This window comes from Bradyrhizobium sp. USDA 4541 (assembly GCF_024171085.1).
GTDB lineage: Bacteria > Pseudomonadota > Alphaproteobacteria > Rhizobiales > Xanthobacteraceae > Bradyrhizobium > Bradyrhizobium australafricanum.
Window position 1 is genome coordinate 8,181,275 of the sequence record NZ_JALJZF010000001.1, and the last position, 21,089, is coordinate 8,202,363.

The following is a 21,089-nucleotide window of genomic DNA, read 5'->3' on the forward strand; positions in this document are numbered from 1 at the left end:
ATGGCAGCCAACAAGAGCCGCGTGATGCATCGCAGCCTGCGCGAGACCCCGCCGAAAGCGGTCGGCGGCGACGGCGTCTGGCTGATCGCGGAGGATGGCCACCGGATTCTGGATTCCTCCGGCGGCGCCGCGGTGTCCTGCCTCGGCCATCAGCATCCGCGCATCCTGGCCGCGATCGCCAAGCAGGCTTCGAAGATCGCCTATGCCCATACCGGCTTCTTCTCCTCCGAGCCCGCGGAAGAGCTCGCCGAGCGGCTGGTCGGCCACGAGCCCGGCGGCCTCGGCTATGTCTATTTCGTCAGCGGCGGGTCGGAGGCGATCGAGGCCTCGATCAAGCTGGCGCGGCAATATTTCATCGAGCGCGGCGAGCGGAAGCGTGCGCGCTTCATCGCGCGCCGCCAGAGCTATCACGGCAATACGCTCGGCGCGCTGTCGGCCGGCGGCAATGCCTGGCGCCGCGAGCCCTACGCGCCGCTGCTGTCGCCCTCGTTCAGCCATGTCACGCCGGCCTTCGCCTATCACGAGAAGCGCGACGACGAATCGGAGGCGGCGTTCGTGGCGCGCCTTGCCGCCGAGCTCGAAGCCGAATTCCAGCGGCTCGGCCCCGATACGGTCGCGGCGTTCATCGCCGAGCCCGTGGTCGGCGCCACCGCCGGCTGCGTGCCTGCGCCGGAGGGTTACTTCAAGGCGGTGCGCGAGATCTGCAACCGCCACGGCGCCCTGTTGATCCTCGATGAGGTGATGTGCGGCATGGGCCGCACCGGCACGCTGCATGCCTGGGAGCAGGAAGGCATCTCGCCCGACATCCAGGCGATCGCCAAGGGCCTCGGCGGCGGCTATCAGCCGATCGGCGCGATGCTTGCCAGCGGCACCATCGTCGACACCGTGCGCAACGGCTCCGGCGCGTTCCAGCACGGCCACACCTATCTGGCGCATCCGCTCGCCTGCGCCGCCGCGCTCGAGGTGCAGAAGGTGATCGCTGAGGAGAAGCTGCTCGACCAGGTCAAGGAGCGCGGCCGCCAGCTCGAGCAGCGGCTCACCGAACGGTTCGGCAATCATCGCCATGTCGGCGACATCAGGGGCCGCGGCCTGTTCTGGGGGCTCGAGCTGGTCGCCGACCGTGCCACGCGGCAGCCGTTCGATCCCAAGCTGAAACTGCATCAGCGGATCAAGTCCGCGGCCTTCGCCGGCGGGCTCGGCTGCTATCCGTCGGGCGGCACCGCCGACGGCCAGCGCGGCGATCACGTGCTGCTCGCCCCGCCCTATATCGCAACGTCCGGCGACATCGACATGATCGTCGAACGACTAGGCACCGCGGTGGACAGCGCGCTGAAGGATATCGGTCACGGAGCATGATCCGGAAAAACGGGCACCGGTTTTCCCGCGACAAACGCGAAGCGTTCGCGCAGGGATCATGCTCAAACGTTAGGAGGAGGAGGAAAGCATGCTGAGGGGTATCATCACTCTAATCGTTCTCGCCGCGGGCATCGCGGGCGCAAGCGCCGCGACGCTCGACACCGTCAAGCAGCGCGGCACGTTGGTGTGCGGCGTCTCGACCGGCTTTGCCGGATTCTCGGCGCCGGATTCGCAAGGCAACTTCAAGGGGCTCGACGTCGACTATTGCCGTGCGCTTGCCGCCGGCGTGCTCGGCGATCCCGCCAAGGTGCGCTACGTCGCGCTGACCGCGCAGAACCGCTTCACCGCGCTGCAGTCAGGCGAGATCGACGTGCTCTACCGCAACTCGACGCAGACCTTTCTGCGCGGCACCACGCTTGGGCTGCGGCAGGGACCGGTCAATTTCTACGACGGCCAGGGCTTTGTCGTGAAGAAGGACCTCGGCGTGAAGGAGCTGAAGGACCTCAAGGGCGCCACCGTGTGCGTCGCCCAGGGCACCACGCATGAAGTGACGCTCGGCGACTATGGCCGCGCCAACGGCATCGACTGGAAGCCGCTGGTGTTCGACCGCGTCGACACCATGTACCAGACCTTCTTCGGCGGCCGCTGCGATGCCATGACCCAGGATGCTTCCGCGCTCGCCGGCGCGGTCGCGACCGCAGCCCCGAAGGCCGATGACTACGTCGTGCTGCCGCAGACCATCAGCAAGGAGCCGCTCGGCCCGTTCACCCGCAACGGCGATGAGGTCTGGAGCGACATCATCACCTGGCTGCATTACGGCCTGATCGAGGCCGAAGAGCTCGGCGTCACCCAGGCCAATGCCGACGAGATGGCGAAGTCGCAGGTCCCGGCGATCCAGCGCCTGCTCGGCGCGTCTGGCGATCTCGGCTCGCGCCTCGGCCTCGACAACAAATGGCTGCTCGCCGCGATCAAGGCCGGCGGCAATTACGGCGAAATCTTCGAGCGCAATGTCGGCAAGGCCAGCCCCTTGAAGCTCGAGCGCGGCCTCAACGCCACCTGGAGCAAGGGCGGGTTGATGTACGCAATTCCGTTCAAGTGACCGAAGTTACCTCGCCCCGCCTGCGGGGAGAGGTCGGATTGCGAAGCAATCCGGGTGAGGGGGCGCCTCCGCATACCCTCCTCTCACCTGTTACGACGATAGAGCCCCTCACCCCAACCCTCTCCCCGCGAAACAGCGGGGAGAGGGAGAGCAAGAAACATCGATGCGCATCACGCTCATTCACGCCCTGAAACACTCGATCGTGCCGATCGAAGCATCGTTCGCACGGCATTGGCCGGAGGCGCGGCTGATGAACCTGCTCGACGATAGCCTGTCGGCGGACCTCGCGCGCGACGGCAAGCTTGACGAGCGCATGACCGAGCGATTTCTGACCATGGGCCGCTATGCGGCAAGCACCGGCGCCAATGGCATCCTGTTCACCTGCTCGGCGTTCGGGCCGTGCATCGAGGCGGTGGCGCGCGCGCACGCGCCGATGCCGGTGCTGAAGCCGAACGAGGCGATGATCGAGCAGGCGGTGGCGAAGGGCAAGCGGATCGGCCTGCTCTCGACCTTCCCGCCGACGCTGGTGTCGATGCCGCCGGAATTTCCGCCACAGGTCACGCTGGTGCCGAAACTTGCCGATGGCGCGCTGGCGGCGCTCGACCGCGGCGACCGCGCCGAGCATGACCGCATCGTCGTCGAGGCGTCCAAGGAGCTGCGCAACTGCGACCTGATCGCGCTCGCGCAGTACAGCATGGCGCCGGCGGCCGAGCGCGTCGCCGAAGTCACCGGCCGCGAGGTGCTGACGACACCTGATAGCGCGGTGCTGAAGCTAAAGGCGATGCTGGGGGTTTGATCTCCGTCATTGCGAGCCACCCGGTCGGCGCGAAGCGCCGCCGGATGACAGGCTCCGCGAAGCAATCCATTTCACCGCATACGCGGATCGATGGATTGCTTCGTCGCTTCAGCGCAAAATTGCTTCGCAGTTTTGTCGCGAGCTCCTCGCAATGACACAAGGTCGCGGCTCACGCCCCCGCGTCGTGCACGTTCAGATCGACGCCTTGCGGATCCCTAATCGTCGACACCGTGATGAGCGAGATCAGCGACAGCACCGCGATGTAGACGCCGACGCGCCAGGACTGGCCGTAGGTGCCGATGATCCATTGCGCGATCATCGGCGCGAAGGCGCCGCCGAAGATGGCGCCGAGCGCATAGCCGATCGAGACGCCGGAATAGCGCACCTTGGCCGGAAACAGCTCGGCATAGAGCGCCGCCTGCGGGCCATAGGACAGGCCGAGCGCGATGGTGAGCCCGACCGCGCTGACGAAGAACAGCAAGAGGTTCTTGCTGTCGATCAGGAACCACATCGGCACCGCCCACAGCACCATCAGGGTGTAGCCGATCTGGAAGCAGCGCACGCGGCCCATTTTGTCGCCGAGGATACCGCCGAGCAGCGTGAAGATGAACCAGCTCACCGCCGCGAGCGTGCCGATCAGCAGCAGCTGCTCCGACGGCATCTTCAGCGTATTGGCGCCGTAGCTGATGATGAACGCGATCAGGATGTAGCCGGCTGCATTGTTGGCCATGAAGATCAACGCGGTGCGCAGAATCTCCTTGCTGTGATTGCGCATCAGGTCGCGCAGCGGTGCAGAGGATTCCTTGTGCCGCCGCTGCATCGCCTGGAACACCGGAGACTCTTCGACCGTGCGGCGGATCACGATGCCGACGACGATCAGCACGATCGACAGCAGGAACGGAATCCGCCAACCCCATTCGATCATCGCCTGCTTGCCAAGCGTCGCGGTGAGCACCCACAGCACGCCTGTCGCCAGGATCATGCCGAGCGGCGTGCCGATCTGCGGGAACGAGCCGAAGAAGCTGCGCTTGTCGACGGGTGCCGATTCCACCGCCATCAGCGCCGCGCCGCCCCACTCGCCGCCGGCCGAGAAGCCTTGCAGGATGCGCAGGAGAATAAGGAGTGCCGGCGCCCAGGCACCGATCTGCGCGTAGGTCGGCAGCAGGCCGACCAGCGCGGTCGCCGCCCCCATCAACAGCAGCGTGACGACCAGCATGTTCTTGCGCCCGAAGCGGTCGCCGAGATGGCCGCAGACGATGGCGCCTAACGGGCGGAACAGGAATGAGAGGCCGAGCGTCGCGAACGAGACGATCTGCGCCAGCAGCGGATTGTTCGCGTTCATCGGCGCGAAGAACAGCGCGCCGAACACCAGGCCCGCCGCCTGGGCGTAGACGAAGAAGTCGTACCACTCGATGGTGGTGCCGACGAGCGTTGCAGTGAGGACCTTGCGCTCCTCATCCGACAGTTCAGCGCCGCGCGAGCGCGCGGACAGTTCGATGGACATGTCGCCTCCCCAAAACCCGTTCTTGAACCTGTTCTTGGCCGCGCGGGCGTGGTCGGCGGCGATGCGCCTGCCCCGCACGGATGCTGGGCCCGGGATTAGCAGAGGTTTCCGCACCACACGAGCAAAATAGTTGCAGCCGCAACGATATTCGGCGAATTGTGCTTTTGGCCCCGGTTCCCGACCCCGCTACCTCGACCGCGATCGGCGGGCAGCTATCCCGAAACGCCGATTGTGCATCGCAGCAAGATCGCTACGATGCGAGGATTCCCAAGAGGTTGCTAAGTGTCTGACATCAATGCCGATGCCTGGGTTTCCTCAGGCCACCGCCCGATGGGCTTTCCGGAATTCGTCGTCGTTATCGCCTCGATCATGGCGCTGAACCCGCTGGCGATGGACATGATGCTGCCGGCGCTGCCGAACATCCGCTCCGCGTTCCAGATCGCCGATGCCAACCGTCCGCAGATGGTGCTGTCGATCTTCCTGGTCGGCTTCGGCGCCGGCCAGTTCGTGATGGGCCCGCTATCGGACCGCTTCGGCCGCCGCCCGGTGCTGCTCGGCGGCATGACCGTCTACACCATCGCCGGCCTGCTCGCGATCATGGCGCCCTCGTTTGAGACGCTGCTGCTGGCGCGCGCGATGCAAGGGCTCGGCACCGCGGCGACCCGCGTGATCGCGACCTCGATCGTGCGCGACTGCTACGCTGGACGCCGGATGGCGAGCGTGATGTCGCTGGCGATGATGGTGTTCATCGCAGTCCCCGTGATCGCGCCGTCATTCGGCCAGGCGGTGATGCTGCTGACGCACTGGCGCGGCATCTTCGTGCTGCTGATGATCTACGGCGTGATCGCGCTGGCCTGGAGCGCGATGCGGATGCCGGAGACGCTGCCGCTGGAATTGCGCAAGTCGCTGGCGATCCCGGAAGTGCTATCCGCGTTTCGCCAGACCGTCACCAATCGCCAGACGCTCGGCTACGCGCTCGCCGCCGGCGGCGTGCAGGGCTCGCTGTTTGCCTTCGTGTTCTCCTCGCAGCAGATCTTCACCGAGATCTTCAAGCTCGGGCATTACTTCCCGGTCGCCTTTGCGGCCTGCGCGGTCGGCGTCGCGATCGCCGGCTTCCTCAATTCGCGTATCGTCGGCCGCATCGGAATGCGCGTGATCTCGCACGCCGCGCTGACCGGCTTTGCCGTCGTCGCAGGCGCCCTGCTGCTGGCGGTGAAGACCGACACGCTGTCGCTGCCGCTGTTCATGGTGCTGTCGGGCCTGATGATGTTCGCGTTCGGGCTGATGATGGCGAATTTCACCGCGCTCGCGATGGAGCCGCAGGGCAAGATCGCCGGCACCGCCTCCTCGCTGTACGGCACGATCACGACGCTCCTCGGGATCGGCGTCGGCACCACGATCGGCCAGGATTACGACGGCACGCTGGCGCCGTTCGCGACCGGCTTCTTCCTCTGCACGCTGGCCGCGCTCGCCGTCGTCTTGGTGACGGAGAAGGGCCGGATGTTCCGGCCGCATCATCATCCGATTTGATCTTCGTAGATGGGGTAACGGGCCGGCCGCCCGCTCGCTACGGCGCAATTTGGAAGCGCGCTCGCGAGCGGCCTGTTGGTTGGAAGGCGGTCGTCCCTCAAACTGATGGTGTTCAACGGAGTCGGGCAAGCCCGCTCCAAGCATCATTAAGGGACGACCATGTGCCACTATGCAGGAATTGACGTGTCTTTGGAATGCTCGAGCGTTTGCCTTGTCGATGGGACAGGCAAGATTTTGCGCGAGACGAAGGTTGCGAGCGAGCCGGCGGCGCTGATCGCCTGGTTCCGGTCGCTGGGTCTGGTACTGGAACGGATCGGGCTGGAGGCAGGCCCCTTGTCGCAATGGCTGTATGCGGGTCTGCGAGACGCAGGGCTTGCGGTCGAGCTGCTGGAAACGCGGCACGTTCGCGAAGCCTTCAAGTCGATGCCGGTGAAGACGGACCGCAACGATGCCCGCCGGATCGCGCAGTTGATGCGGCTCGGCTGGTTCCGGCCGGTGCACTGCAAGTCGGTCGCGGCGCAGGAGACCCGCGCCATCCTGACGGCGCGCAAGCTGCTGCAATCCAAGCTTCGCGATGTCGAGAACAGCCTGCGCGGCATACTTCGCGGTTTTGGCCTGAAGGTCGGTGCGACCACCGAGCGCACGTTCGCCGGACGCATCCGCGAGCTCGTGACCGGCCATCCCGGACTGGAGTTGGTCGCGGCGGCGCTGCTCCAAGCCCATGCGGTGCTGCTGCGGGAGTTCAAGAGCCTGGACAAGCACACCCAGAAGCTCGCCAGGACGCATCCATCCGCCAAGCTCCTGATGACAACGCCGTCCGTTGGTCCGATCGTGGCGCTCACCTATGCCGCGGCGATCGACGACCCGAAGCGCTTCCGCTCCTCGAAGGCCACGGGAGCCCACTTTGGGCTCACCCCGAAGAAGTACCAGTCCGGTGAGACCGACTACACCGGCCGCATCAGCAAGATCGGGGATGCCTCCGTGCGCGAGGCACTCTACCAGGCAGCTCACGTCATGCTGACCAAGCCGGTCAAGAATTGCTCGGCATTGAAGAGCTGGGCGATGCGGATCGCCCGGCGCGCAGGCATGCGCAAGGCCAAGGTAGCGCTGGCTCGCAAGCTCGCCGTGATCCTGCATCGCATGCTCGCCGACACCAAACCGTTCAACCCGATGACCAAGGCCATCTAGCCAGGAGCAGCAATCGGTTCCGGGCGGGCCACGACACCAGGCTCTCCCCGAGCGAAGTCCCTCCGCTGGGACGATGGATCCGGTCAGGCCGCCATCCGGGAAGTGGCTCACGACCACGCAATCCGTAGATTGGCCGGCCGGCTCCTCAATGCACCCCATCAGGCGACGGCCTTCGCGCCGATCCCGTACAGAAGCAAGTGCCCGGCGAGTGGATGACGCGAAAAGGGATTGACTAACCAAGGCCCGTTACAGAAGCCCGGATGAAGCGCAGCGAAATCCGGGACGCTTTTACCTGCGGCACGAACCCCGGATTACGCTGACCCTGTCATCGGGCGCGCGTTCGCGCGACCCGTTGGCTCCATCCGGGGTACAATTCTGACTGGTTACATCACTGTAGCCCGCATGAGCACAGCGATATGCGGGGCTGCTGTTCCCGGATGTCGCTTCGCTCATCCGGGCTACAATTCTGATTGGTTACATCATCACTGTAGCCCGCATGAGCGGAGCGATATGTGGGGCTACTGTTCCCGGATGTCGCTTCGCTCATCCGGGCTACGATTCTGAGATCGCGTCAGGCTTCGCGAGTCCGTCCGACGCTGCTTTGCGCCCGGGCGGGCGCCACCGCACGCCGCGTCGCCGCGAATCCCTCCATCCCCAGCTGCCACTGCAGGCCCACGATCGCGCCCTTGGTCGGCTGCAGCAGCGCGAGCGCGCTGAACAGCGTGAAGGGCAGCCAGATCGCCAGTTGCAGCCAGGCCGGCGGCGCGTAGTTCATCTCGAGCCACAGCAGCGCCGGCACCACGACGTGGCCGACCACGACGATCACGAGATAGGCCGGGAAATCGTCCGCGCGCTGCGGGGTGAAGTCCTCGCTGCAGACTTCACAGTGATCGGCGACCTTGAGGAAACGGCCGAACAGATGGCCACGCCCGCAGTTCGGGCACTTCATGGTGAAGCCGCGCCACATCGCCTTTGGCAGGGAAACCGTCTCGGTCATCGTCGTTTTCCTTTCGCCGTCGTCCTTGACCTGATCTGGATGATCCATACAATATGCATTCGAGCACCTACAATCAAAGACAAAGCGTCGAATTGCATGGATTGGATCCCTACAGTTTCGGAATGGCACGGCCCGATGTTTCTGCGCATCGTCGATGCGCTGGCCGCCGACATCGCGAGCGGCCGGCTGGTGCGCGGCCAGCGGCTGCCGACCCATCGCGCGCTGGCGTCAGCGCTCGATATCGATCTGACCACGGTGACTCGCGCCTATGGCGAGGCGCGGCGGCGCGGACTGCTCGACGCCCGTGTCGGCCAGGGTACGTTCGTCTCGGAGACCACCGCGCGCGCCGCGTCCGACCTGCCCGCGCCCGTCAACATCGACCTGTCGATGAACCTGCCGCCGCAGCCGGTCGAGGCCAATCTCGACCTGCGCATCGCGCAGGGACTTGCGACCATCCGCTCCGAAGCCGGGTTCTCCGCCTATCTCGGCTACACGCGTCCGGGCGGCACCACTGCGGAGCGCGAGGCCGGCGCCGCATGGCTCGCGCCGCGCGTGCCGCAGGCCTCGGCCGACCGCATCGTGATCTATCCGGGTTCGCAGGCGATCATCTTCAACACGCTGTTGGCGCTGACATCGCCGGGCGATGTCGTGGTGACGGAGGCGTTGACCTTTCCCGGCATCAAGGCCGCGGCGGCGCGGCTCGACGTCCGCCTGGTCGGGGTTGCGATGGACGCCGAGGGCGCGCGGCCCGAGGCGCTCGACGAGGCCTGCCGCAAGCACAAGCCGAAGGCGGTCTATCTGGTGCCGACGCAGCAAAACCCGACCACGGCGACGATGAGCGCGATCAGACGCAAGGCGATCGCCGATATCATCAGCAAGCGCGGCTGCGTCCTGATCGAAGACGACGTCTACGGGCCGCTCGAACCGCAAATGGCGCCGATCGCTACGCTCATTCCGGAGCGCACCTACTACGCCGCGAGCATCGCAAAATGCATCGCGCCCGCCTTGCGCGTCGCCTATCTCCTGGCGCCCGATGCCGCCGCCGAGCAGCGCATGCGCGCCGGCATGCAGGCCACCATGCAGATGCCGCCGTCGCTGATGGTCGCGCTGGTCACGCAATGGCTGCGCTCCGGCGTCGCCGCCGACATCATCCGCGCCATCCGCAACGAGGCCGCGGCGCGCCAACAGCTCGCGGCCCGCTTCCTCAAAGGCGTCAGCTATGCGGCGCGGCCGGCGAGCCACCATCTCTGGATGCCGCTGCCGAAACATTTCGACGGAACCGACCTGCTGTCGCATCTGATGCGCAACGGTCTCGCCGTGGTCGGCGAAGACGCCTTTGCGGCAGGCGATGCCGCGCCGCGCGGCCTGCGCGTGTCGCTGGGTGCGGCACGCAACCGCGCCGAACTGAGCCAGGCGCTGCAGGTGCTGTCGAATGCGGTGCGCACGCCCGTCGGCGCTACCCAAATCGTATAATTCCGGCGATCGCCGGGAATAAACTCGCCCCAAAATGATTATGGTGCGCGGGAGCGCGCGCCGCTAAAACTCTGCGCTCAGGGCATCAGGCAGGGGCAGGCTTTTCAATGTCGTGCTGGTATGATCGGGCAGTCCACCGTGCTGTGCTGTCGCTTCGCGGAGCAGTGACCGCGATCGGTTGTCTTGCAATTGTCATATCAGGCGCGGCGCGCGCCTCCGATGCCCCTGCCCCGGTGCCGGAAAAACTCGAACGCATCACCGCATTCTTTGATAACGAGGTTGCGACAGGAAAGATTCCGGGCGCGGTCATCCTGATCCAGCAGCACGGCAAGCCGGTCTACCTGAAGACCTTCGGCTATCGCGACGTCACGACCAAATCGCCGATGCGGCCCGACACGATGTTCGCGCTGCATTCGATGACCAAGCCGATCACCAACTCCGCCGCGATGATGCTGGTCGACGAGGGCAAGCTGTCGCCGCAGGACCCGCTGTCGAAATACATTCCGGCTTTCGCCGACGTGAAGGTCGCCATTGAACCGGACGGTGGAAACGATCCGGCCAAGGTTGAGCTGGTGCCGCCGATCCGGCCGGTGACCATTGAAGATATCATGCGGCACACTTCGGGCATCACCTACGAATATATCGGTGCCGACTGGATCCAGAAGATCTACCGCGCAGGACATCTGTTCGACGGCAAGTTCGACAACGAGGAATTCGTGGCGCGGCTGGCCAAGCTGCCGCTGTCGCGGCAGCCGGGCACGCTGTGGCGCTACGGCCATTCCACCGACGTGCTCGGCCGGGTGATCGAGATCGTCTCGGGCAAGACGCTCTATCAGTTCGAGAAAGAGCGCCTGTTCGATCCCCTGAAGATGAACGACACCAGATACGTGCTCGATGCAGAGACCGAACGGACAAGGCTCGCGGAGCCGCTGCCCTCGGACACCATCCTGATCGAGGGCGAGAACGACCGGCGCGCGCATCCGGAATGGGAATCCGGCGGCGGCGGCCTGGTATCGACCATCCTCGATTATGCGCGCTTCGCGCAGATGCTGCTCAACGGCGGCGAGCTGGACGGCAAGCGCTATCTCAGCCCCGCAGCCTTCAAGACCATGACGACGGACCATATCGGGCCGGGCTCCGGTGTCGGCCGCGACTATTGGTACTTTCCCGGCGACGGCTTCGGCTATGGCTACGGCATCGCCGTGCGCACCGATCCCGGCATTGCCAAGCCACCGCCGCCCGGCTCGATCGGCGAGTTGAAATGGGACAGCGGCAGCGGCACCTATTTCGGCGTCGATCCGAAGCTCGACATGATCTACATCATGCTCGAGCAGACCCAGAACGAGCGCCAGCGCATTACGCCCGCGTTCCGCAAGCTGGTCTACGACGCGTTCAGCCCGGATTGAGTCCCCACCGTCATTGCGAGCGCAGCGAAGCAATCCATGTCTCCGCATGGGGATAGATGGATTGCTTCGTCGCTTGCGCTCCTCGCAATGACGCGGAAACCTTCCCGCCTTACGACTTGCGCCGAACCGGTTCCTGCCTGCGCCGTGCTGCGGCCGCGATCAGGCTCGCGGTGCATTCGTCGCAGACGAACGCACACCCGTCCGTAAACAGGCCGACCCGTGCATCGAGGCCGATCGCATCGTCGTCGACGATCCCATCGATGATGCCACCGCAACACACGCATTGGTGGTGCGACGCCAATTCCCGTTCCATGACGCGCTCTCAGCGGACGCGGCTTCCCTCACGCTATATACTATCGTATATATCGCGACGACAAGGCAGGCGGGTGAACAATCCGGTCGGGAACCCTGCAGACAACAACCATCGACCGGAGACGATCGCCAAGAAAATCCTGCCTGGTCCAGCCAGGTTCATCGAGGAAACGCGATCATGATAAAAAACAATGGCGCCGCGGGACGTCCGCGCGCAACGGGAGAACTGCTCAAGATCCGCCGCGCATCGCTAGCGGCCATCATCCTTGCGCTCGGTGCGGCCGGCGCAGTGCGCGCCGAAACAGCTGCGGTCGGCGTTCCCGACAAGAGTTTTCCGGAGAGCGTGACCTCGACTTCCGACGGGACGCTCTACGTCGGCAGCTTCAACCATGGCGGCGTGACGAAGATCTCGGGCGGCAAGGCCGAGCAGCTGGTCAAGCCGGGCGCCGCCGACAGCCGCTCGACGCTGGGCGTGCTCGCCGACGAGAAGAGCGGCACGCTCTATGTCTGCTCCAACGACATCAGCGCGATGGGCGTGGCGGGGCCGAGCGACACCAAGGGCGCCTGGCTGAAGACCTTCGATCTCAAGAGCGGCGCGCCGAAGGGCAGCTTTGCCCTGAGCGATCCGAAATCGTTCTGCAACGACATCGTGGTCGGGGCCGACGGCACCGCCTATGTGAGCGATTCCTTTGCGCCGTTCGTTTATAGCCTGAAACCCGGCAGCACGGCGCTGGCGACGTTCGCGACCGATCCGCAGCTCGCGCCCGCCAAGGACGGCGTCGGGCTCGACGGCATCGCGATCGGCGCCGACGGCAATCTTTATGTCACGACCTTCATTCCGGCAAAACTGTTCAAGATCGAGATGAAGGACGGCAAGGCGGGCGCGGTGACCGAGTTGAAGCCGTCGCGGCGGCTCGACCACGCCGACGCGTTGCGTGCCCATGGCGGCAGCTTCCTGCTGATCGAGGGCAACGGCAAGCTCGACAAGGTCACGGTGAAGGGCAGCGAGGCTACCATCGACACCATCAAGGATGGCCTCGCCGAGCCGGTCTCGGTGACGCAGGTCGGCGATGTCGGCTGGGTCGCCGAGGGCAAGCTGTCCTACGTGATCGGCGACAACAAGGGCAAGGACCCCGGCCCGTTCAAGCTGACGCCGGTGGCGTTGCCGAAGTAGCGGCGGGCTGGGTTATGCTTCGCAGCAAACTCGGTGTATCTCCCCGGCTTGCGGGGTCGAGACGAGCGAAGCTCCTGTTAGGTCGGGTCGCATCGATAGATGCGATCCGACTCCTCACGGCGTTCGTGCTTAAAGGCCGCGCCGTACTGGATGCCTGTGCGGGGTATGGCACCGGAGAGATGAGAGCCCGCGGCCCCTCCAACACGTCGTCCCTGCCTACTGCGCATTTGCGCACGGGAGCAGGGACCCACGGCGGACCTTGTTGAAGGAATTCGTCGTTCCAGCATCGCCCAGCAATTGTGATTATGGGTCTTTGCTTTCGCAGGGACGACCATGCCGGCACGATTTCTGAATAATGGAAAATTACCACTGATTTGCCCGACGAGTCAAGTTGCCGTGTCCGCCGGCAGCCACCGGCTCCTTTGCATGGGGTTGTTTTCGATATTTTGGCAGTGCGCCCCTGCGTCTCGGCACCGATGCGGTCGCCCCGCCGTCACCACGTCATCCGCTAGATCACATAGAACCCGTGCGTGCCGTCGCGGCGCAGCTGCTCGACGAGGCCGTACTCCCAATCGAGATAGGCCTGCATCGCCTGCTCCGCGACGCCGGTGCCCTCATAGGGTCGCCGGTAGCAGTGCGCGGGATCGGGCCGCGGCACGATGCGCGGCGGGCCGACTTCGAGCCGGCCGTCATAGCCGCCGTCGAGCACATAGACCTCCCAGCCCATCTGCGCGAGCCAGGACGCCGTCATGTCGGCGCGGATGTTTTTGTCGTCGCTCAGCACGATGCTCGCGCCGCGCACGGGCGCGGCCATGTCGATTTCCTGCACCAGCTGGCCGCCGGCATAGTGGCGGAAGCCGGCAAGGTGACCGGTCGTGTATTCCTCGGCATCGCGCACATCGAAGCGATACAGCGTACGGTGTGCGTCCTCGTCCAGCGCAGCGAGTTCATCGATCCCGATGTGACGGACGCCGGCGCGATAGGCGACGTCGCGCGCATTGTCGCCTGCGCCCTCGAACGGACCGATGCCGCCGCGCTTGCTGGCGCCGTGCTCGAGATCGTGCTTCGCCAGCGTCCAGCCGATCGTGCCGTTGCGCAGCGCCCGCACCTTGTTGGGCAGTCCGGCATTGATCAGCGACTGCGTGCCGATGATCGAGCGGGTGCGGCCGGCGCAGTTGACGATGATGGTGGTGTCGGGATCCGGCGCCGCGCCGCCGGCGCGCAGCACCAGCTCGGCGCCGGGCACGCTGACCGAGCCCGGGATGTTCATGGTGGCATATTCGTCGAAGCGACGGACATCGAGGATCGCGATGTTGGCCTTGTCCGAAATCAACGCGGCGACCTCGTCGGCACTCAGCGACGGCGTGTGCCTGCGCGACTCGACCAACTCGCCGAACGCCTTGGCGTAGGAATTGACATCCTCAAACACCTCGTAACCGGCCGCCTTCCAGCCTCCTAAGCCGCCGGCGAGCGCGGCGACATTGCCGTAGCCCAGCGCCATCAACTGCTCCGCGGCGGCAGCGACCAGCCCCTCGCCATTGTCATAAAGAACGATCGGCACGTCCTTGCGCGGCAATCGCAGCTCGGCTTCGAGCGCGATCCGGCCGGCCGCCATGTTGGCGGCAAACAGCGGATGGCCGGTGGCGAATTCCGCCTCATGCCTGACGTCGAGCAACGCGATCTCCCGGCGCAGCAGCAGCGTTGCGCGGATGTCCTGGGGCGTGACGGAAGCAAGTGTCATGGAATGCTGGCCTGACAGAAGAAAACGGCAGGCTTGCTCTAGGCCGAAATCACGTCTCGTCAATAGCTTTAACCGGCCCGCAACCCCGATCTTCACGAGCGGGGGTCCGGGGAACGAAAGCCCGCCATCCCGCTTTGCTCAACCGGGATGCACTTGCTACGTTCCCAATCGGCCCCGTTGGCGCCCGATCAGGCCTTCCGGACAAGAGAAGGTAGCGGGGCCAGCCTGAAGTTCTGGGAGGATGACCATGAGATCCGTCGGAAATGAACCCTTGTCGCGTCACGCCCTCGCCTTCGTGCTGGCCGGCGGACGCGGCAGCAGACTTCAGGAGCTCACCGACAAACGCGCCAAGCCCGCGGTCTATTTCGGCGGCAAGTCACGCATCATCGATTTCGCGCTATCCAATGCGGTGAATTCAGGCATCCGCCGCATCGCGGTGGCGACCCAGTACAAGGCGCACAGCCTGATCCGGCATCTGCAAGGCGGTTGGAACTTCTTCCGGCCGGAGCGAAACGAGAGTTTCGACATCCTGCCCGCAAGCCAGCGCGTCTCCGAAACGATGTGGTATGTCGGCACGGCCGACGCGGTCTACCAGAACATCGACATCCTCGAAGCGCACGGCACCAAGTACATCCTGGTGCTCGCCGGCGACCACGTCTACAAGATGGATTATGAGATCATGCTGAAGCAGCATGTCGAAAGCGGCGCCGATGTCACGGTCGGCTGCCTTGAAATGCCGCGGGCTGAATCCAGCGCCTTCGGCATCATGCATATCGACGAGACCGGCCTGATCCAGTCCTTCCTCGAGAAACCCGCCGATCCGCCACCGATGCCCGGCAAGCCCGACAAGTCGCTGGCCAGCATGGGCATCTATGTCTTCAATTCGGAATTCCTGTTCGACGAGTTGCGCCGCGATGCCGTTGACCCGAACTCGGCCCACGATTTCGGCAAGGACATCATCCCCTATATCGTGAAGCACGGCCGGGCGATCGCGCATCAGTTCAACGATTCCTGCGTCCGCTCCGGCGACGATCCCCGCTCCTACTGGCGCGATGCCGGCACCGTCGATGCCTACTGGGGCGCCAATATCGATCTCACCGACGTGGTGCCCGAGCTCGACCTCTACGATCGATCATGGCCGATCTGGACCTATGCCGAGATCACCCCGCCCGCCAAGTTCGTGCATGACGAGGACGGACGACGCGGCCAGGCGGTGACCTCACTGGTCTCGGGTGCCTGCATCATCTCGGGCGCGTCGCTGCGCCGCTCCTTGCTGTTCACCGGCGTGCACGTCAATTCCTACGCCAATATCGAGAATGCGGTGATCATGCCCTATGTCAATGTCGGCCGCGGAGCACGGCTCCGAAACGTCGTGATCGATCGCGGGGTGAGGATTCCGGAAGGGCTCGTGGTCGGCGAGGATCCCGAATTCGACGGCAAGCGCTTCCGCACCACCGAGAGCGGCATCACGCTGATCACGCAGTCGATGATCGACAGGCTGGGGACATGACGCCCATCCGCGTCCTCGCAGTCGCCTCTGAAGTCTACCCGATCGTCAAGACCGGCGGCCTTGCCGACGTGGTCGGCGCACTGCCGGCGGCGCTGAAGCAGCACGGCGTCACGACGCGGACGCTGGTGCCCGGCTATCCCGACGTGCTCAAGGCGCTGGCTTCGGCGGAGACGCTGCTGCACTGGCCGGAATTCTACGGCGGGCCGATCCGCGTGCTGGGCGGCACGCATGATGGCCTCGATCTGTTCGCGCTCGACGCGCCGCATCTCTATGCGCGGCCCGGCGATCCCTATGTCGGCCCGGACGGACGCGACTGGCCGGACAACGGCATCCGCTTTGCCGCGCTGTCGCGGATGGCGGCGGAGATCGGCCAGGGCGCGATCACCTCCTTCGTCCCCGACATCGTGCATGCGCATGACTGGCAGGCGGGCCTCGCACCCGCCCTCCTGCATTATGCCGGGCAACCACGGCCCGGCACGGTGATGACCGTGCACAACCTCGCCTATCAGGGCCAGTTCTCGCCGGACATGCTTGCCGCGTTCGGCCTGCCGAGCGAATCCTACGCGCTCCACGGCGTCGAATATTACGGCACCATCAGCCTGTTGAAGGCCGGCCTGCAATTCGCCGACCGCATCACCACGGTGTCGCCGACCTATGCGCGGGAGATTCAAAGCGACGAGGGCGGCATGGGGCTCGGCGGCCTCTTGCGCGAACGCGCCGACGTGCTGAGCGGCATCCTCAACGGCATCGACATATCGGTGTGGAATCCGGCCACCGATCCCGACATCGCGGCGCGCTTCAGCTCCGAGCAGCCGGCGGATCGCGCGGTGAACAAGGCGGCGCTGCAGCGGCGCTTCGGGCTTGATCCAATGCCGGATGCGATGCTGCTCGGCGTCATCAGCCGGCTGTCATGGCAGAAGGGCCTCGACCTGCTGCTCGAGAACATTCCGACGCTGCTCGGCGAAGGCATTCAGCTTGCGCTGCTCGGCAGCGGCGATCGCGACCTGCAGGATCGCTACGCCGCGCTGGCGCGCGACAATCCCGGACGGATCGCGGTCGTGATCGGCTACGACGAGGCGCTGGCGCATCTGATCCAGGCCGGCGCGGACGCGCTCGCGGTGCCGTCGCGCTTCGAGCCGTGCGGCCTCACCCAGCTGTGCGCGCTGCGCTACGGCGCGGTCCCTGTTGTCGCCAATGTCGGCGGCCTTGCCGACACCGTGCTCGACTTCGACGAAGTCGCGATCACCGGCGATGCGCCGACCGGCGTCAAGTTCGCACCCGTCACCTCGGATGCGCTCGCCCACGGCTTGCGCAAGGCAAACCTGCTGTTCAACGACAAGGTGACATGGCGCCGGCTGCAGCAGGCCGGCATGGCCACCGATGTCTCCTGGCACAATCGCGCCGGCCGCTACGCCGCGCTCTATCGCGAGCTCGCGACGACGCGGCGCTAAGCCGCCGCGATCAGTTCAGCAGATCGCAGGACGCGACGCGGTTGATGTCGGCGAGGCGCCGGTCGGGATTTCCCTTGAGATCAAGACTTGCGACGAGATCGAGCAGCCGGCCATAGGCGCGGTCGGCGACCGCAACGGGCAGCGGCTCCTCGTCGAAGGTTTCGACGTAGTTGCCGACGAGTCCGCTCAGCAGCCGGCAAACGCCGCGTTGCTCCGGGTCGTCCTTGCTCAGAATCTCGAGTTTTTGCTGGAAGGTCCTGAAGGTTCGCAACCCATGGGGCTGTTGCGAAAGCCAATTGTGCAAATCAGGATACAGATCGGTCATATCAGCCTCTTCAAAATGGAGAAGAAGCTACCGGCTTATACAGCTCATCACGGTTCCGCGCCATCGCGATTTTTGCATGCATCCTCTGCCCTGCCGCGCAGGCCGTGTCATTGGACTGGCACGTCCTGCGATTAAAGTCGCGCGAGGGCCGGCAAGATCCTGTAGCGCGCGATCTCGTGCGGATAGTCGCCGCGATTGGCGAGCAGCACGATGCCGAGCCTGCGCGCCGGCACCAGGCCGACATAGGCTGAGGCGTTATTGAGACCGCCCGGCTTGTCGATCACGGTGATGCCGTCCAGCCGCACATGCTCCCATGCCATCGCCTGGCCGAACTTTTCGTCGACGCGAAAACTCTCCCGCTCGGTCATCTGCAACGCTGCGCGCAATTCGGGATCGATCACCGCGCCGTCGAGGCAGGCGCCCAGCAATATGCCGAGATCGCGCGCCGATGAGAACATCTGGCCGGTGCCTGGAAAATCGTAATAGCGCTGCTGATTGCCCGGCGGACCGATCGCCGTGCCGTCGTGGGAGTAGCCCTGAACCACGCGCTGCATCAGCTCGGGCGCCATCCTCGCGCGGTTGTCCTCGCTGCGGTCCGGAACGAAGGTCGACGTCATTCCGAGCGGATTGAGGATGCGGCTCCCGATCAACGTCGCGATCGACATCTCATAGCGCCGCTCCAGCACCAGCTGCAGCAGGACATAGCCGGCATGGCTGTAGATGCGCTGCTTGCCCGGCTGCTCTCCTGCCGGCGGCGTCCATGCATTGAGCATCGCGATGAACTGATCACGGCTGAAGGTCCCGACCGGCCATGGCGGATGATCGGTCGGCAGCAGCAGCCCCGACGTATGATTGACGAGTTCGCCGATGGTGACGCGGCTGACGTAGTCGCCGTTGAGCTCGGGCAGATACTTGCCGACCGGATCGTCCAGCCGCAATTCGCCGCGCTCGGTGCCGAGCGCGACCAGCGTCGCCTCGAACAGCTTGCGCAACGAGGCAAGGTTGAACAGCGTGTCCGGGGTGACCGGCCGCTTCGCTGAGTCATCAGCGAAACCGTAGTTGAAGAACGCGACCCGGCCCCCGGCATAGACCGCCGCGGCGAGGCCGCCCGGGTCGGTCGCGGTCGCGGTCGGCGCGAGTTCCGTCGTGACGATGTCCCTGATCTGCGCGTCCATGTCGGAATCCGCGCGCGCTACCCCAAGCACGCTACCAGCGACCACGAACAGGACGGCCGCGATCCGGACGGTGAGCCATTGTCTCATGAAGAACGAAATCGGCACGATGTTGCGATGCGACCTGCAGACAATCTGTTCACCATCGATAGATGGCGACATCACGATCCTAGCGGTGGAACCCAAGCGTCCGAATTCACGATTGCGCGTCTTGCGCCGTTACCCGCCCGGCTGGGGACGGGGCGGCCCGATCGCTGTTCCGGTGGTCACTTCCGGAAGCCGCGATCGCGACCGCCCTCCCACTCCAGCCACGGTGCGGGAACTGCAATCGAACTAAAAAATGCGGGACGTTTGAAATGACGGGAGTGGGCTTCGACGAAACGGCAAGATCGGCGCTTGCCGATCGGGCCAAGGATATTTCTGACTTCGTCACATTCCGCTCCCAACCGGGGACGTTTCTTCCTAGCAACAATTCGTCAATCGAAGGTTGCATAAGCCGATCGGATTCGATTTTCAAGACACGGTCGTCCGCGACGTTTTGTCCTGTTCCAGATGCCGGATGCGCGCGATGACTGTTTAACCATTGGTTAACCATCGATGCGCGGCGCGACACCTATTTGGCGCGCAAGCGGACGATCGACCGCGGCAACGACGCCAACAGCAGCACGAGGCAGACGCACAGAAGCACGATGTCCTTGAACAGGAACTCGCCGGCCAGGTTCCAGGCCATCGGATCGGTCGACAGGCTCCATTTGACCACCCCCGGCGTCGTGAAGAAGAACGACCACGTCACCGCGAAGGTGAAGACGCCCATCAACGAGCCGATCGCCGAGAGAAGCGGGCTGAACGCGCCGGCGACGAGCAGCGCCGCAATGCCGAACTCGGCCACCCCGAGCACATAGGCCTCGCCCCGGAGACCGAACACCGACAGCCACGAGATGAACGGGCTGTTGCTGATGAACTGCGCGATGCCTTGCGCCGACTGCAGCGTGAATTTCTGCATGCCGAACGACACGAAGATCACGACCATGACCCAGCGCAGGATCGCGAGCGCTCGATAAGACCCCTCGCCCTGTTCGGCGATGTTGAACGACAGATTCATGTGGTTGTTTCTTCCCTCGCTGCGGAGCCACCATCGGCCGCTGTCGCGGCGTTCGTGGCAAAACTACGCGGCGCGCCGCGCGTGCGTTACGCGCGGGACAACGTCTCGGCCTTCACGATGATGTGCAGACGAGATGAGGAATAATCGCTGCGAGAGATGTCTTCGGCGCGAAGCCGCAGTGCGCGCCGCGTCGGCCTCACGCGCGCTGGCGCAGCGGCCGCGCGGCGTTCTTTGCCGGCACCGGCATGGTGAAGCCGTACAGGAACAGATCCACCACCATGTCGGCGAACTCCCCTGGATCGATCCCGCCCTTCGGATCGTACCAGGTGTGGCTGAAGTTCAGGATGCCGAACAGCATCATGCTGTAGATCTTCTTGGTCCGCTTGACGATCTTGCCTTCCTTGTCGAGCTTGACCAGCAGATCCGAGACCGTGTCGACGAGTTGGCGCTCCAGCGCCTTGATCGAATCCTGCTCGGTCTCGCCGAGGAACGAGAGGTCGTTGAGGATGACGCGCTGCTCGTCGCTCGAACGCGCATTCAGCGCGACGATGGCCTGGATCGCGGCGCGGAACTGCTCCAGCGTCGTCGCCTTTTCGGCCATCGCGGCTTCGACGTCCGCGATCATCTCGCGGATATGGGCGTCGAGGATCGCGAACAGAATCGCTTCCTTGGAATCGAAATAATGGTACAGCGCGCCGCGCGACAGCTTGCAGGCATCCGCAAGGTCGGCGATCGAGGCACGCATGTAGCCCTGCCGCGCGAACAGGCCGCAGGCAGTGGTGAGAATGTTCCGCTGAATCTCGTCGTAATTCTCTGAGCGCGTCCGCGCCATTGCCGTCTCTCTCATGCACCATCGGCGCCGCCGGAATCGGGCGACTGCCTCTCTCTATACTACCGCCGCCCCACGCTCTCCTCCCCTTTGCGGGCACCATCCACCAGACTCTTCCATCGCC

18 protein-coding genes are annotated in these 21,089 nt (G+C 64.9%); 10 read left to right on the plus strand and 8 right to left on the minus strand.

All coding sequences use genetic code 11. The annotated features are described in order from the left end of the window. The 3 genes from J2R80_RS39180 to J2R80_RS39190 all read left to right on the plus strand — a co-directional run bounded on the left by J2R80_RS39180 (position 1) and on the right by J2R80_RS39190 (position 3,251). Positions 1-1,356 carry an aspartate aminotransferase family protein gene (locus tag J2R80_RS39180; protein WP_141343096.1) on the plus strand — a complete coding sequence of 452 codons (1,356 nt, stop codon included), beginning with the start codon at positions 1-3 and terminating at the stop codon, positions 1,354-1,356. Between the two features lie 88 nt (positions 1,357-1,444). Beyond that, positions 1,445-2,455, plus strand: coding sequence for an amino acid ABC transporter substrate-binding protein (locus tag J2R80_RS39185; protein ID WP_141343095.1), 1,011 nt, complete (start codon positions 1,445-1,447; stop codon positions 2,453-2,455). A gap of 163 nt (positions 2,456-2,618) precedes the next feature. Beyond that, positions 2,619-3,251 carry an aspartate/glutamate racemase family protein gene (locus J2R80_RS39190; protein ID WP_057018837.1) on the plus strand — a complete coding sequence of 211 codons (633 nt, stop codon included), beginning with the start codon at positions 2,619-2,621 and terminating at the stop codon, positions 3,249-3,251. Positions 3,252-3,420: 169 nt separating this feature from the next. Here J2R80_RS39190 and J2R80_RS39195 read toward each other — a convergent pair whose 3' ends face one another. Continuing rightward, on the minus strand, positions 3,421-4,755 hold the full coding sequence (locus J2R80_RS39195) for an MFS transporter (protein WP_253624209.1): 1,335 nt from the start codon (positions 4,753-4,755) through the stop codon (positions 3,421-3,423). 330 nt (positions 4,756-5,085) lie between these two features. Between J2R80_RS39195 and J2R80_RS39200 the strand changes: the two genes are divergently transcribed. Together J2R80_RS39200 and J2R80_RS39205 are read left to right on the plus strand one after the other, a co-directional pair. Continuing rightward, on the plus strand, positions 5,086-6,285 hold the full coding sequence (locus J2R80_RS39200; RefSeq protein ID WP_256528113.1) for a multidrug effflux MFS transporter: 1,200 nt from the start codon (positions 5,086-5,088) through the stop codon (positions 6,283-6,285). A 159-nt stretch (positions 6,286-6,444) separates the two neighbouring features. Continuing rightward, a complete protein-coding gene (locus tag J2R80_RS39205; RefSeq protein WP_253638818.1) occupies positions 6,445-7,473 on the plus strand; it encodes an IS110 family transposase in 1,029 nt (342 codons plus the stop codon). Between the two features lie 571 nt (positions 7,474-8,044). On the opposite strand, the gene J2R80_RS39210 is transcribed toward J2R80_RS39205, so the two are convergent. Then, positions 8,045-8,470 carry a DUF983 domain-containing protein gene (locus tag J2R80_RS39210; protein ID WP_057018899.1) on the minus strand — a complete coding sequence of 142 codons (426 nt, stop codon included), beginning with the start codon at positions 8,468-8,470 and terminating at the stop codon, positions 8,045-8,047. Positions 8,471-8,605: 135 nt separating this feature from the next. On the opposite strand from J2R80_RS39210, the gene J2R80_RS39215 reads away from it, so the two are divergent. After that, on the plus strand, positions 8,606-9,943 hold the full coding sequence (locus J2R80_RS39215; protein ID WP_246786812.1) for a PLP-dependent aminotransferase family protein: 1,338 nt from the start codon (positions 8,606-8,608) through the stop codon (positions 9,941-9,943). Positions 9,944-10,050: 107 nt separating this feature from the next. Continuing rightward, complete coding sequence (locus J2R80_RS39220; RefSeq protein ID WP_253640469.1) at positions 10,051-11,349, plus strand: serine hydrolase; 1,299 nt, start codon at positions 10,051-10,053, stop codon at positions 11,347-11,349. Between the two features lie 109 nt (positions 11,350-11,458). Here the strand turns inward: J2R80_RS39220 and J2R80_RS39225 are convergent, their stop codons facing one another. Then, positions 11,459-11,662, minus strand: coding sequence for a hypothetical protein (locus tag J2R80_RS39225; RefSeq protein ID WP_141342433.1), 204 nt, complete (start codon positions 11,660-11,662; stop codon positions 11,459-11,461). A gap of 177 nt (positions 11,663-11,839) precedes the next feature. On the opposite strand from J2R80_RS39225, the gene J2R80_RS39230 reads away from it, so the two are divergent. Next, entirely contained in the window at positions 11,840-12,835 is a 996-nt protein-coding gene (locus J2R80_RS39230) for a hypothetical protein (protein WP_253640470.1), read from the plus strand. A gap of 508 nt (positions 12,836-13,343) precedes the next feature. Here the strand turns inward: J2R80_RS39230 and J2R80_RS39235 are convergent. Next, positions 13,344-14,576 (minus strand): rhodanese-like domain-containing protein, encoded by a 1,233-nt coding sequence (locus J2R80_RS39235; RefSeq protein WP_141342431.1) that lies wholly within the window; start codon positions 14,574-14,576, stop codon positions 13,344-13,346. A gap of 247 nt (positions 14,577-14,823) precedes the next feature. Here J2R80_RS39235 and glgC point away from each other — a divergent pair, with 247 nt between their 5' ends. Both glgC and glgA read left to right on the plus strand, forming a co-directional pair. Beyond that, positions 14,824-16,086 carry a glucose-1-phosphate adenylyltransferase gene (gene glgC, locus J2R80_RS39240; protein WP_057018901.1) on the plus strand — a complete coding sequence of 421 codons (1,263 nt, stop codon included), beginning with the start codon at positions 14,824-14,826 and terminating at the stop codon, positions 16,084-16,086. Beyond that, positions 16,083-17,537, plus strand: coding sequence for a glycogen synthase GlgA (glgA, locus tag J2R80_RS39245; protein WP_141342430.1), 1,455 nt, complete (start codon positions 16,083-16,085; stop codon positions 17,535-17,537). The genes glgC and glgA overlap by 4 nt, the downstream gene beginning before the upstream one ends. 10 nt (positions 17,538-17,547) lie before the next feature. On the opposite strand, the gene J2R80_RS39250 is transcribed toward glgA, so the two are convergent. The 4 genes from J2R80_RS39250 to J2R80_RS39265 all read right to left on the minus strand — a co-directional run bounded on the left by J2R80_RS39250 (position 17,548) and on the right by J2R80_RS39265 (position 20,968). Then, complete coding sequence (locus J2R80_RS39250; RefSeq protein ID WP_050387887.1) at positions 17,548-17,862, minus strand: hypothetical protein; 315 nt, start codon at positions 17,860-17,862, stop codon at positions 17,548-17,550. Between the two features lie 131 nt (positions 17,863-17,993). Beyond that, positions 17,994-19,124: a serine hydrolase gene (locus J2R80_RS39255; RefSeq protein WP_253640471.1), complete on the minus strand. Its 1,131-nt coding sequence runs from the start codon at positions 19,122-19,124 to the stop codon at positions 17,994-17,996. Between the two features lie 523 nt (positions 19,125-19,647). Continuing rightward, on the minus strand, positions 19,648-20,136 hold the full coding sequence (locus tag J2R80_RS39260; RefSeq protein ID WP_076829046.1) for a DUF417 family protein: 489 nt from the start codon (positions 20,134-20,136) through the stop codon (positions 19,648-19,650). Positions 20,137-20,332: 196 nt separating this feature from the next. Then, on the minus strand, positions 20,333-20,968 hold the full coding sequence (locus J2R80_RS39265; protein WP_253640472.1) for a TetR/AcrR family transcriptional regulator: 636 nt from the start codon (positions 20,966-20,968) through the stop codon (positions 20,333-20,335). Between the last annotated feature and the right edge of the window lie 121 nt (positions 20,969-21,089).

Bases quoted from the DNA above. Each gene is read 5' to 3' on its own strand.
- J2R80_RS39180 (WP_141343096.1), top strand. From the start codon at position 1: ATGGCAGCCAACAAGAGCCGCGTGATGCATCGCAGCCTGCGCGAGACC.
- J2R80_RS39185 (WP_141343095.1), top strand. From the start codon at position 1,445: ATGCTGAGGGGTATCATCACTCTAATCGTTCTCGCCGCGGGCATCGCG.
- J2R80_RS39190 (WP_057018837.1), top strand. From the start codon at position 2,619: ATGCGCATCACGCTCATTCACGCCCTGAAACACTCGATCGTGCCGATC.
- J2R80_RS39195 (WP_253624209.1), bottom strand. From the start codon at position 4,755: ATGTCCATCGAACTGTCCGCGCGCTCGCGCGGCGCTGAACTGTCGGAT.
- J2R80_RS39200 (WP_256528113.1), top strand. From the start codon at position 5,086: ATGGGCTTTCCGGAATTCGTCGTCGTTATCGCCTCGATCATGGCGCTG.
- J2R80_RS39205 (WP_253638818.1), top strand. From the start codon at position 6,445: ATGTGCCACTATGCAGGAATTGACGTGTCTTTGGAATGCTCGAGCGTT.
- J2R80_RS39210 (WP_057018899.1), bottom strand. From the start codon at position 8,470: ATGACCGAGACGGTTTCCCTGCCAAAGGCGATGTGGCGCGGCTTCACC.
- J2R80_RS39215 (WP_246786812.1), top strand. From the start codon at position 8,606: ATGTTTCTGCGCATCGTCGATGCGCTGGCCGCCGACATCGCGAGCGGC.
- J2R80_RS39220 (WP_253640469.1), top strand. From the start codon at position 10,051: ATGTCGTGCTGGTATGATCGGGCAGTCCACCGTGCTGTGCTGTCGCTT.
- J2R80_RS39225 (WP_141342433.1), bottom strand. From the start codon at position 11,662: ATGGAACGGGAATTGGCGTCGCACCACCAATGCGTGTGTTGCGGTGGC.
- J2R80_RS39230 (WP_253640470.1), top strand. From the start codon at position 11,840: ATGATAAAAAACAATGGCGCCGCGGGACGTCCGCGCGCAACGGGAGAA.
- J2R80_RS39235 (WP_141342431.1), bottom strand. From the start codon at position 14,576: ATGACACTTGCTTCCGTCACGCCCCAGGACATCCGCGCAACGCTGCTG.
- glgC (WP_057018901.1), top strand. From the start codon at position 14,824: ATGAGATCCGTCGGAAATGAACCCTTGTCGCGTCACGCCCTCGCCTTC.
- glgA (WP_141342430.1), top strand. From the start codon at position 16,083: ATGACGCCCATCCGCGTCCTCGCAGTCGCCTCTGAAGTCTACCCGATC.
- J2R80_RS39250 (WP_050387887.1), bottom strand. From the start codon at position 17,862: ATGACCGATCTGTATCCTGATTTGCACAATTGGCTTTCGCAACAGCCC.
- J2R80_RS39255 (WP_253640471.1), bottom strand. From the start codon at position 19,124: ATGAGACAATGGCTCACCGTCCGGATCGCGGCCGTCCTGTTCGTGGTC.
- J2R80_RS39260 (WP_076829046.1), bottom strand. From the start codon at position 20,136: ATGAATCTGTCGTTCAACATCGCCGAACAGGGCGAGGGGTCTTATCGA.
- J2R80_RS39265 (WP_253640472.1), bottom strand. From the start codon at position 20,968: ATGGCGCGGACGCGCTCAGAGAATTACGACGAGATTCAGCGGAACATT.